This is a genomic window from Prevotella sp. P5-126, from assembly GCF_002251185.1.
Taxonomy (GTDB): Bacteria; Bacteroidota; Bacteroidia; order Bacteroidales; family Bacteroidaceae; genus Prevotella.
The window spans coordinates 40,417-53,222 of sequence record NZ_NPIZ01000015.1 but is presented as its reverse complement, the minus strand read 5'-3'; the positions used below and the strand labels follow the sequence as shown (position 1 = coordinate 53,222).

General features: G+C 40.5%; 8 protein-coding genes. 7 read left to right on the top strand and 1 reads right to left on the bottom strand.

Annotated elements, in window-relative coordinates; translation table 11 throughout:
• The first annotated feature begins 90 nt into the window (after window positions 1–90).
• The 6 genes from CIK90_RS01575 to CIK90_RS01550 are packed head-to-tail and all read left to right on the top strand — an operon-like array spanning window position 91 to window position 8,978.
• Complete coding sequence (locus tag CIK90_RS01575; RefSeq protein WP_094464156.1) at window positions 91–1,869, top strand: reverse transcriptase family protein; 1,779 nt, start codon at window positions 91–93, stop codon at window positions 1,867–1,869.
• A 54-nt stretch (window positions 1,870–1,923) separates the two neighbouring features.
• The gene (locus CIK90_RS01570; RefSeq protein WP_144007186.1) at window positions 1,924–2,922 is read left to right on the top strand and encodes a hypothetical protein; all 999 of its coding nucleotides are present in this window, start codon (window positions 1,924–1,926) and stop codon (window positions 2,920–2,922) included.
• On the top strand, window positions 2,922–5,393 hold the full coding sequence (locus CIK90_RS01565) for a response regulator (protein ID WP_094464154.1): 2,472 nt from the start codon (window positions 2,922–2,924) through the stop codon (window positions 5,391–5,393). Before CIK90_RS01570 ends, CIK90_RS01565 begins: the two co-directional genes overlap by 1 nt.
• 11 nt (window positions 5,394–5,404) lie before the next feature.
• Entirely contained in the window at window positions 5,405–7,627 is a 2,223-nt protein-coding gene (locus CIK90_RS01560; RefSeq protein ID WP_094464153.1) for an NERD domain-containing protein/DEAD/DEAH box helicase, read from the top strand.
• Window positions 7,628–7,639: 12 nt separating this feature from the next.
• Window positions 7,640–8,725, top strand: a complete 1,086-nt coding sequence (locus tag CIK90_RS01555; protein ID WP_094464152.1) for a YafY family protein — start codon at window positions 7,640–7,642, stop codon at window positions 8,723–8,725.
• 37 nt (window positions 8,726–8,762) lie between these two features.
• Complete coding sequence (locus tag CIK90_RS01550) at window positions 8,763–8,978, top strand: hypothetical protein (RefSeq protein WP_144007185.1); 216 nt, start codon at window positions 8,763–8,765, stop codon at window positions 8,976–8,978.
• A gap of 503 nt (window positions 8,979–9,481) precedes the next feature.
• Here CIK90_RS01550 and pelA read toward each other — a convergent pair.
• A complete protein-coding gene (gene pelA, locus CIK90_RS01545; RefSeq protein WP_094464172.1) occupies window positions 9,482–11,584 on the bottom strand; it encodes a pectate lyase in 2,103 nt (700 codons plus the stop codon).
• A gap of 219 nt (window positions 11,585–11,803) precedes the next feature.
• Here pelA and CIK90_RS01540 point away from each other — a divergent pair, with 219 nt between their 5' ends.
• Window positions 11,804–12,736 (top strand): type IX secretion system membrane protein PorP/SprF, encoded by a 933-nt coding sequence (locus CIK90_RS01540; protein ID WP_254046245.1) that lies wholly within the window; start codon window positions 11,804–11,806, stop codon window positions 12,734–12,736.
• The last annotated feature ends 70 nt before the right edge of the window (window positions 12,737–12,806 follow it).

Here is a 12,806-nt window from a genome sequence, read left to right as displayed (position 1 = left end):
ATTATAGTATTATGTAGTGTACATATATAAAGAAATAAGTAGTTGGGAAAACGTTCAGACTTTCATCTTTCGCCTTAAATAAAGTGTAAGATGGAAAAGAGTGTAATCAGAAAAAGAGCGGCAGAACTGCAGAGCAAAGAAGATTTGCTGCTTCTTCTCAACGAAATCGTTAAGGATGAGTTGGGAAAGGATGATGCATTCTCTTTTTCAATGCAGCAGCTAACCTACTATTCTAATCCCAATAATGTACGTGGCCGTTACCGACATTTCTCGATTCCAAAGAAATCTGGAGGGAAGAGGAATATAGCAGCCCCATCAAAGGGGTTAGGCCACATATTATATTATGTGAATATCTTGTTGAAGGCCATTTATCAGCCCTCAGACTATGCAATGGGATTTGTAGAAGGTCGTAGTGTTGTTGACAATGCCATCCGGCACATAGGTCAGAATTATGTTTTCAATACCGATATTGAGAACTTCTTCCCGAGCATTGAACAGCCGCGAGTATGGAAGCGCTTTCAGTTGAAGCCTTTCAATTTTAAGAAACCAATTGCAAACATATTGGCAGGCTTATGCTGCATCAAGGAGAAAAACGATGATGGTACCGTCAAATATATTCTTCCTCAGGGGGCACCGACATCTCCCCTCATAACTAACGCAATCTGCGATACACTTGATCGCAGACTGAGCGGACTTGCCCGTCGCTTCAACCTTCATTATTCGCGATATGCTGATGACATCACCTTCAGTTCCATGCACAACGTGTACAAAGAAGATGGAGATTTCCGCACTGAGCTGAAACGCATAATTGAAGGTCAAAACTTCACGATGAACGAAGCCAAGACACGTCTCCAAAAGATTGGAGAACGTCAAGAGGTAACTGGCCTGACCATCAGCAATAAGGTCAACGCCAGTACCGCCTACGTTGCTGAAATTCGCAATCTCCTCCATATTTGGGAAAAGTATGGCTATAATGAGGCATATAAAAGATTTTATCCGATATACAAAGAAAGCAAAGGGCACGTTAAAAAAGGCGAGCCATTGCTAGAGAATGTACTATACGGAAAGCTCCAGTACCTGAAAATGGTAAAGGGGTATAAAGACCCCGTATATGCTGCGCTGCAGGCTAGGTACGACAAGTTAACTAGTCCTGTGAATGCTGAGGTCGAGCAGAAATTTGACTATCTTCGTTCTTTCACACTTGCCGAGTTTGAGGAAATCGTGGATGGCCAGATTAACTATGCCCTTTCAAAAGAAGGCAATCTATATGGAAAAGTTGTTCTTAACGGAAAGGATATTATCATAAGTATTTCCAATGATGCCAAGTCTCAGCTTGTAAAGAACAAGATTGTCACAGACGAAACTCTGGTAGCAAGTGTAAAACCGACAAAAAGTGCCATTCCTGTAAATTCTAAGCCTGGGCTATATGTCGTCTTGACAGCTAAAAATGGCAGGGTTCCATTCTGGATGATGACTTATTATGATCCAACCGTAACTGATATTGACTTAAGCGAAGTTCCTGTAACCGAACTTGTCAACATTTGGGAGAAGAACGGCATCGATGCTGCCATTGAAGCATATGAAAACGGTATTCTGCTCAAAGGAGAAGGTGCGAATAAAGCAGCAAAAGATGCCAAAGGCAAAAAGAAAACAAAAAAGCCACAGAAGGGAGTATTCCTCCCCTCTATGAGCGAATCGGTCTCTTTAGACGTTGATTACATTGATGTGGCAGACATAGCAGCTGTCGAAGAGGAAATAAGGTCTGGCAAGCCTACAAAACTTAGCTCTTCATTCACGGACGAATATAATGATTTAGACTCTGATGAATTGGATACTATAGTAGATGAAGGTTCATTTGACGATTTGTAAAGTATGGAAAAATATGATTTCATAAAGTTAATGTTGAAAAGCCGCAATTTGTCTATGAATGACAAGAAGCGGTTGGTTCTTCTTGCGACCCGGGAAATAGAGAAGAAGGATAACATTACCCCAGAAGATGGAATTAGTGCTCCAGAAGGAAGGAAAAATACCGAGAAGGAACGCCCCCATGCTCCCAAAGATACGGCAGCATTTCTTTGGCTGTTTAATCATGAAAACGGTTTTAAATTTCTGACTCATGAATTTGGTAGTCCAGATAAAGAAATGGAGTACAACAAACTGGTAAAGTTGGCTCGTGACACCTTCATGAGCGCAAAAGACAAATACATTATACCAAAAAGCTTATACGCTTTAATGTTCACCATGCTTTATGGTGGAAAAGAAAAAACTTGGATGGATTGCAATGGTAAACTTCAAGAGGAAAACTTTGCATGTAATAAATGGACCCAGTGGGCAAAAGACAACCCTAAGATACATGTACTTTCCAATGAATCAATAAAGAAAGTGCTCTATGCTTTTCGTAGTACGATTCGCTTGGTGTTGAGTGAAGATACGGATAGTCAACTTAAGACCATCGTAAAACGTCAAGAAAAAAAGCACGCTAATCTATTAATCACTTCAGAGAACCTTAATAATGCCGACGAGTTCTATACGTATGTAAATTATCTAGAGAAAGGGATTAAACAAATCTTGGATGATATGTCTAAACGTTTCAAAGAATCCCCAAAAGTCAAGATCTCATATGAGAGTTCACTCAATAATGATTATAGGTTGTGCGTGATAAGAATAACTCAGTATGGTTCATTTTCCTCTAAGTCACTTGAGGATGTCCAAAGCAAATTTAGTGGTGGCGGTGGAGATTTCTACAGCATAAGAAACACCCTCTACGGATATTGCAACTGGTCTGTTGAGTCGAAATGGGGAGATAAGGTTATGCGGTGGAATATTCTCAATGATACGGGTAAAGAAGAGACTGAAGAACTTGATTATACCGATATTCCTGGTTTCACTCATATTCTAACTTATTATAGCAAACTTAAGTAATGAAAAAGATAATTCTTATTGACGACAACAAGTCAAATCAAAGAGAAATCTACGGAGCGACCTTCGTAGATAATGAGGAATATGAAGATTGTCTCGTTCATAAAGAACATCTGAATGAGAATAGTGATTTTTCTTTCCTCGATGATGCTGCATGCGTTCTACTTCATGATTCATTTGAGGATTATGTTGATGGAAAGTATGTATCTGGAAGCCAAATGGCCAGAGCACGCATTAATGATAAGATAAAGGACAAAATTCCTTATGTTGTTTTCAGTGATGGACATTCAATAATTGGAGATTGGAATCCATCTGAGCGTAATGTAGTAAGAAGTATCAAAAAGTCGGAATTCTATCGTAACTTGAAAGGATTTCTCGATGCATATCGTGAATCAAGTCACATCGACCTTCGATTAATTGCTTATGGTAGCGACTACGAGAAGAGAGAGTTGGTCATTTTGCTACAAAAAGTATTTGATGAACTTAAAAATGTCAATGACAAAGAAATACTGACCTTTTCTTTTATAGATGCGGATTTACTTGAACGATTTTTCAAGAAAGTGAAGCACGTGTCGAGTCTAACATATGTAAAGCTATGTGATAGCATCAATGCTGGCAAACTTACTGTCGGCAAGTTCAAGGCGTACATTAATTCTCTGGCTAGTCACGCTATTAAATATACCACCTTGGTTCCTAAACAGAACATCCTTCTTCTTGGAAATGAACTTTCTCAGGAGAGGATGTCTGGTATGAACAATGTGTCTTTCAAGTCCCTCAACACTTTCGAACTTGGCGAAAAAGGAGAAAAAGAGATGTTTGATAATATCTCTTCTTATATTCCTTCGAATGTAGATGCCATTATAATAGACGTTGATAGTACGAAGACACCTGACGCATGTCTGTCCTATGCTTTGGCAATTAGATTGTCATTACATGAGAAGAAGACTGCTGCATTGGCTCCAATTATATTTATGTCAAGTCTGACACCTGAAATTTTCAAGAATAGTCCATACTCAACCTTGCTTCAAACTAAAGGCATTTCTTTTGAATCGCCTTTATATACGCCCACAGCAGTTGAGTTGATTGAACCGTTAACTATAAAGGATTATCGTCCATTCTTTTTGGATTTAATCAAGGTAAAGCCGAACTCCACAGAGGGTCGGCATTCTATTGCAAATCAATGGGGAGCAGATGTCCTCAGCCGCATTGTTCTAGGTGCAGATACAGACAATGCACTAATAAAACAAGCCAGACAATCTTTGTATTTCAAGTATGTACTAGCCCTTACTTTGTCGGAGGATGTTATTTCGTCTTTGTTGTCAAAAGAAGGTACATCTGAAGAAATCGGAAGGTTAATGACCATTAACGCAGCCGGGAAAAAGATTTTGTTAATTGATGACGAGGCCGATAAAGGATGGAGTGACGTCCTAAAACAGATGCTTAATGGTTCTACATTTAAGACCATTAAAGAACAAGCCGCAGATTATTCGAGTCTTTCAGAGGAAGCCCAAGATGAAATTGAATCGGGAAATTATGACCTTATATTCTTAGACTTGAGAATGAATGGAGTTCAAGAAGAAGGTAAAGTCAGACCTGAGGATTTTTCTGGAATGAAGATTCTCAAGTCAATAAAAGAACTAAATAAAGGCACGCAAGTAATCATGTTTACTGCATCAAACAAAGCATGGAACATGAAAGCTCTGATGGATGCTGGTGCTGATGGCTACTATATCAAAGAGTCTCCTGAGTTCGTTTTTTCCAACAGTTATTCTGTTAACAATGCCAATGAGCTTTCTCAATGCATAATACGATGCTTGAATAATGGCTATCTACGTGATGTTTATCTCAAAGTAAAAAAAATAAAAGAACTGATTAGTGATTCATCCCTATATGGAGAAAGGACTGAAGAAATTCTTTCTAGTATAGACATAGCGTACGATTTATTAGCAAAAAGCGGCAACAGAAATGAATACAAGGCATATTCATACCTGCAATTGTTTTTGGCTATTGAAGAATATGTAAAACTTCCATCTGTCATTGATTCGTCAGACACAGGACTATATCTATACAATGGAGAGAAGCGATATCGTATTTTAAAAGATAGAGTTACGACCAAATCAGGTGTATCGTATGATTCAAAGATATCCATGGTCAACGGCCACTACTGTATAAAAAACGATAAATATACAAATCGCTTTTTTGATACAAACTTCTTGGTCTCTGCAGTGTTGATCTACAAATTCAGTCAGGACAACTCCGCTGCAATGGGATGGACTAAAATATATAAAGCCCGAAACGAGAAGGCTGCTCATCCTAAGAGTTCAAATGTTTCTGTAAATGATTTTGATAGAATACTTAACTTCATGATGTATTTCTTTGATAAGAAAAATAATAAATGGAGAAATCCAAATCAAGCGTTCCCCGATATAAAACTCGAGGATCAACTGAAGATGTTACAAGACAAATATAAGTAAGGGTATTAACCATGGCCATCTTTTATCCTACCATAGAAAAAATCAATCAGTTCAAGGTTCAACCTACTGACGGGGAAAGAACCTTGCTTAGTTTTCTTGAACGCACACTTGATGATTCGTTCGAAGTGTACTTCAATCCTTTCCTTAATGGTGACCGCCCAGACGTGCTCATCATGAGGAAGGGCTATGGTGTGATGGTAATTGAAGTTAAAGACTGGAATCTCGACAACTTTCAGCTGAATGAAAAGAGAAAATGGGTGTATATTCCCAATAACTCTGTTGTCAAATCTCCCATCGATCAAGTCTTAAAATACAAGAACAATCTGTTTGACCTCCATGTTGCTGATTTGCTTCAAGTAAAAATCAAGGATTTCCGCAACTTCAACATTGTCTCATGTGCAGTGTATTTTCATTGTGCCAATAAGTCATATCTTGAGAAAATGCTTGTTTCTCCATATAAGGAAGACAAAAAATATCAAACTTTTCTCAAATACAATATTGACTTCCTTGGGTATGATTCCCTTAACCGAGAAGATTTCAACTCACTGCTAAAGAAAAGGTATCTTATTGCAGAACGTCCATCTTGGTTCTTCACCGACAGGCTATATGAAAACTTTAGGCGTTTACTTTCTCCACCTCTTCATCTACGCTCTCAGGGTGTGCCTTACAGTTATTCTGATAAGCAAAAAGAGATTATTTATGGTAAATTAGAGAATGGCCAACTTAAGGTTCAATTAGAACAGAGAGTCAGAGGCGTCTTTGGTTCTGGCAAAACTACTGTTTTAGCCGCTCGTGCCGTACAAGCATACAAAAGAGCCTTAGAGAGGAACAATAATCCACGAATACTTATTTTAACCTTCAATATAACGTTGAAGAACTTTATTCATGACAAAATGAATAGAGTCGATGAAACATTTCCCATCGAAAATTTCATCATCATTAACTATCATCAGTTCATTAATGCAGAGCTGAATAATTTGAATATAGAATTTGAAGTTCCTGATGGGTTAGATCCAGAACACGTTTCTGAATATCTTGAGTCGCATTATTATGGAAATATCAAGCTCTTTGAAGAGCACAGGGGAGATATTTCTAAATATGACGCTGTGCTGATTGATGAGATTCAGGACTATCACCGTGCATGGATGGAAATTATTAAAAACTATTTTCGAGACCCAGAAGGAGATTATGTGCTTTTTGGGGATGTTAAGCAAAACATTTATGGACAAACTACACAAAACAAAGATGTTGTCACAAATGTCCGAGGTGTCAATGAACTGAAATATTGCTACCGCTCTGACTTTAAGGTTCGAGATCTTGCTCAGTCCTTTCAAAAGAATGTTTTTGGAGATAAATATGATATAGACGATTTTTCGGAGAATGGAACCTATTCATTTTTCGGGCAAGAACAGGAGAAGGAGGGTTACATAAACTACATGTATCTTCAGGAAGAACAACCTATTATTGCTCTATATAACATAATCAGGGGAAATATTCTCAATAAGAATGCGAACATTTCCCCCAATGACATAACTATTCTTGGCTATACAACAAATTTGTTACGTACATTCGATTTGTATTATCGTTATGCAAGCAGGGAAAGAACAAATTCTATGCTTGAAACTGTTGAGGTTATGTACATGACGCATCTGAATTACATTGGTAAGAACAACGATAATAACCCACACGCCGGATGGTTCAATAACATATGTGAACACTTCAAGAAGAAACTTTTCCCGAATAGGCAGAAATTGTTTGACAACGATATAATAAAAGTCCGTCAACATATAGCCGTGCTTTTTTCAATCTACGATTTGTGTGTAAATTTCACAGATACCTTTGAATCTCGATTGGATGAAGAATGTCAGAAGTGCGGAATAAGTCTTGATGCATTTAAAGCCTTTAGAAAGCACTACTCAGAAATTCTCTCTCAATTCAAGCAAGAGGTCTATTCTGATAACTACAAAAATATCCGGGATAACAAGAAACTACACTTCTGGATGAATAGTGGAACACTGAAAGTATCAACTATTAATTCATTTAAAGGGTGGGAAAGTGAAGTGGTGTTCCTCATATTGGAGCCAAGATATGAAGCAACAACATCCTTTAACTTGTCATTTGATGAATTACTATATACGGGATTAACTAGATGTCGTCGTAATCTTGTTGTAATAAATTTTGGCAATCAAGAATACGACTTAAAGATGAAACCTCTAATAGATAAGATAAAATAAAACTGCTAAGATATGCCTGCAAATAAAAATGCGATGACACGATACAAAATACTCGACGAACTGTTGAGTAGTCGCTATCACAATTATTCTTTGGATGACTTGACAGAAGAGGTGAGCAATCGCTTAGCTGAGATGTATCCTAATACCAATGGTGTCGTAAGGCGAACTATTGAAAAAGATATCTATTATTTGGAATATGAGGGCCCTTTTATGGTTGAAATTGAGCGTTATACTGTTCAAAGTTATAACAAGGAGAAACAGAAGCATTATACCAAGCAATGTTTAAGATATGCAAAGCCTTCTTTCTCTATTTTTAAAAAGGAAATGACTGACGATGAAGAATGTCTGCTTAGAGAAGCATTAACTTTGTTGGGACAATTTGATGGACTGCCCAATTTTGATGCATTAGAGGGATTGCGACTAGGATTAGAAAATACTAAAAGAAGGACGCCAATAATATCTTTTACCAAAAATCCCTTAGAAAACTCAAATTTACTTGGAGAGTTGTTTACGATGATATCTCGAAAACTTGTGATAGAGCTTCATTATCATACTTTCAATGCTCCCCAAAAAGTTCTCTCAATAAATCTACATCCATATTTTCTCAAAGAATACAATAGGAGATGGTATATATTTGGGGCAGCAGAGGAAGACGGGAAATTATTGTCGTTTAGCTTAGATCGAATAGATGGCTTAAAGCCATTGGCATCGCATAAGTATTTTGAATATAAAGGAGATGTTAATGATATTTTTGAGGATATTATTGGAGTAACTCTCTATGAGGATTCGCCGATTTATCAAATATATTTTTGGGTTAGTGATTCGTCAAAGGACTATGTAGCAACCAAACCATTGCATGAATCACAAAGAAAGATCTCGGGGAGCAAAAACTTGGAATTCCGTAATACATATGCTTGGCTAAACGGGGGCCAGATTTTCAGAATAGATTGTAAGTATAATTATGAACTGATTAGAGAATTGTGCTCATTTGGTAAGGATCTTTTAGTCTTGAGTCCTACAGAAATACAAAATAAGGTAAAATGTAGAATTGATGATATGATTCATAACTACCGGAAATTACAAATAGATATTCAATGATCTAAATGTGAAGATTCTAAAAATGGTACGTGGTTGTATGGCCGATTCACTTACGGTTGATGGTAAAGAGGGGATGGTCTTGACCGATGGTGAGCGTAAGAAAGTCTTGAAAAGAATCTTTGGCCGTCTGGAGCCAAAAGACCTCACTGAAGTGATGAAAGTTCTTATAGAGAGATTTGGAAATTGCAAAACAGACGACCAACCTTGTGCGACTTATGGAGATTATGTCGATACATATACGTGGAAGGTCTAACGGATTTGTTTGTCCAATTTGCTTTATAATCGCCTTACATCGCTTCAGATGGTGCGGTTTGTTTGGCTAAAAATAGTTAAAGATGATACAAGCATTTGATAATCAGTACAAAATCGTCGAAAACCAAGTTTTCAACGAGGACGAGTATTAAACACTACTGGCACCCCCTGTCAGTTTAAACTGTTACATAGCGGTATGTGAATCTTGAGAAGGTTCCCATACCGCTGTTTTTTTCGCGCGCACGCACACGCGACGTCGCAAAGATTCGGCCACTCGACCACCATTGCTTATAAGCAGTTATATCACAATGCTTTATATGGGTGGTCGAATATTTCTTGCTTACGTTTTCGACCACTCTTCGACCACATTGCCACCACTGTTGCACACATGAAACAGTCCAAGTACAATCATTGCTGTCTCTTCAAGTGCAGTCATTGGCGTTTGCCAGCACATTGTCCCATGTAGGAACAATAGTTTATATCTTGCATTTTCTTGTCGTGAGGTCAATACGCCAATACGTTCCAGAGGTCGCGTATGCGTGCTTCTGGATCCCATTTCTCTTTGAAAGTCCATAGTGCAGTGACTGCATGGAAAAGTGGTTTCTCTTCCGATTCCTCCAGATTATCGTTAAGCCATCCGCTGTTTCCTCCTTCGCGCGAGCAGTTATAATAGTATGTGCGTAGTCCCCAAGGACACGGATCGAGCACCTTGTCGCTGTAAGCATAGCAGATGTTGGTGTCGAGAATCTGTTTCGACAGTCTGCAGTTGAGCAGGAAAAACTGTGAATCGTGGTGGTATCTACCGAGTATGGTAGGCGATTTAGCATCGAAATACGAGTCTTTGATAACCAGTTTCTGGTTTTTCGAACCTCGTCCGTCGTGCCAGATGATGGCGCGGCTATCGCCCAAAAAGCGGCAACGGGTGGCGTAGCACCATCCTCTGGGGCATAGGAAATCCACACCGGGACATCTCAGATACAGGTCAGCGTGGTAGTACATGCCGTCAGTCTTTGCCCACAAAGCCAGTGCATCATTACCGTCCGCCCATACATTAGAGTTGATAACGATGGTTCTGGTGGCTCTTCCGAAGATAGCCATTTGGTGTGTAGTGGTGTTTTCTATTGTTGTTCCGTAGTTGTTATATACCGTCAGTCCGCTTATCACGCAGTCGTCAGCTCCCTCTTGAAGTACTATCACACCGTTGCCAGTAGGCTTTCCGTGATATTCCGGCATTTTATTGGTTTTAGCAGTTTCAGCCAAAACGATGATTGTGCTGTCGCGGTCTTCACCTACCAGTACGATGTTGGGTCGGTCGATCACCACCTTTTGGTGGTAAGTACCCTTGCGAATCAGAATCTTATAGGGTTTGGTAGGTTGCTGTGGCGCCTTCTCAATAGCCAGTTGAATGCTGTCTCCGGGATTGACAATGGCATCAAAATCTGCCATGTTCGCCTTTGGCTTTCTAAACCACTGTAGTAGTCCCGTCTCGTTTCCACCTTTGGTTTGCAGACTGATAGCCACCTTATGTTTGGGATCGTAGCGTTCTGCCCATTTGTTGTAATCTTCATAGAGTGACGAAGGACCTTCGGTGTACCAGGCATAACCATTGCGTCGTTCGCTACCAATCTGGTAGAGATGTCTTCTGGGCACACCATCTCTGTCGCAAACAAACGGTTCACCATATTCCAAATCATAGAAGCGGGCCCATATAGGATGTGCATTCTTGTCAGCCACCAGTTGTGTGTCGCGGTAGGGCGATCCCCATTTTCCGATGTGCGCAACCCTCATTCCCGTCAGTTTGTGGTCGTCAAACCATTTCATAGCGCCGTGGATAGCCGTCTTGACCTCGTCACTTGGATGATCCAGGCTCATCAGCAGACGCACCAGTCCGGCACTCTCCGAACTGCAGAACGAAGCCAACTCGAAGGCTCTTGCTTTTGCAGGCTCCAGCGTTTCCCTATCGTGTTGCTGACACCACACCGTAGGTTTACCGTCGCGTCTTATTTGTGTAGCGAGAATACAATCGATACCTTTGTCGAAAGCCACTTTCATTTTCTTGCGCATCTCCTTTGTGATGAGTTTTCCTTGATAGGGCTCCTGCTGTTCCACCATGTCTTTCAGCATCAACATGGTGTGTTCCATGGCATGGTCGTTATAGGTGATATGAATCTGATAGTCGCGCATTACAGGCCAAAACTGCGGCCATCCGCCGTTGGGATACTGCCCGCTGAGCAGATAATTCACCCCTTTGCAGAACGCATCTTTATATCGTTCATCCTTCGTTTGTTGGTAGAGTCGTGCCAAGAAAATCATTTGTGTGGTCGTGGCATCATTGTCGGTAGTAGAGTCGTTGCGTCTTGATTTCTCCGCCATCACCTGTTCGCGTTCCTTGTCTGTCATGCGTTTCACCATGTCAATGTTCTTAGGCCATCCGCCTGTCACACGTTGGTAGAGTAGGAGTTGGTCGCCTATACGTCGTGCCTCCTCAGTGCGGAAGAACTGCGGATCAGTTTCCCTCAATACCTGTTTGTAGCCTTTTTGTGCTGTTGCTGCCATGACAAAAGCAAAACATAGTAGGATCATCATCTCGATGCGCTTATTGCGCAGATTGATTTTAGTAGTAGTTGTTATTCCCATACAATTTAGTAGTTTGTTTTTCTAATATAGTAATTGTGCCTACAAAGGTAGTGCAAACCTCTGAAATACAAAAGAAAAACACTTTTTTCTTTTGTATTTCAGAGGTGCCGCCTACCTGTGTCCTCATGTTCTCTTACGATTTTCTGTATCGTTACACAATATATCGTTAGAAAAGTCGTTATATTCTATGTGAAACGTTTACCGCTGATATGGATATTCTTGTTGGCATCACTGCGAGTGTTGGCACAGCAGGATGTGTCTTTTGCACATTATTGGGCAATGGAACCATCATTCAATCCTGCCGCCGTTGGCAAGGAGTCCAAGATCAATATAACGGGAGCCTATCAGTTGAGCATGGCAGGCTATGAACAGCATCCGCGTACGATGAATCTGGCAGCCGACATGCCTTTCCGACTGCTCAATATGACCCATGGCGTGGGCATACAGTTGTTGAACGATGAGATAGGACTCTTCACCCATAAGCGCATGGCGTTGCAGTATGCGTTGCAGTGCCGCTTGTTTGGAGGTCATCTGCGCTTCGGTTTGCAGGCAGGAGTATTGAGCGAGGGTTTCAAAGGCTCCGAACTTGATGCAGAAAACAGTAGCGATCCCGCGCTACCCACCGCCGATGTCAATGGTACAGCCTTCGATTTCAGTGGCGGACTCTATTATCTTCACCGCAACTGGTATGCCGGTGTCTCTGTTTTACACGCCACAGCCCCAGCGGTAGAGATGGGTAATCGCAGCTTGTTACAGGTCGATCGCATCTATTATCTTACTGCAGGCTACACTTTCCGATTGCGCAATCCCCATCTGGCGATATTGCCCAGCGTGCTTGCCTATACCGATGGCACCTCGCAGCGAGCTGATTTCACCGCCCGTTTGCGTTATACCAACGATGAAAAGATGCTCTATGGGGGAGTGGGCTATAGTCCCACCAACTCGGTAACAGCCATGATTGGCGGAAATTTCCACGGCGTACACATTGGTTACAGCTATGAGATGTACACCACAGGAACAGGTGTTGGCAATGGCAGCCACGAACTCTTCGTGGGCTATCAAACCAATATTGACATCGGACCGCGCCGCCGCAACCGCCATCAGAGTGTGCGCATCCTGTAACAGACAATAGACATATAACAACAGACCATAATAGATAAAAAACGATATGAATACACTACGACACATACCA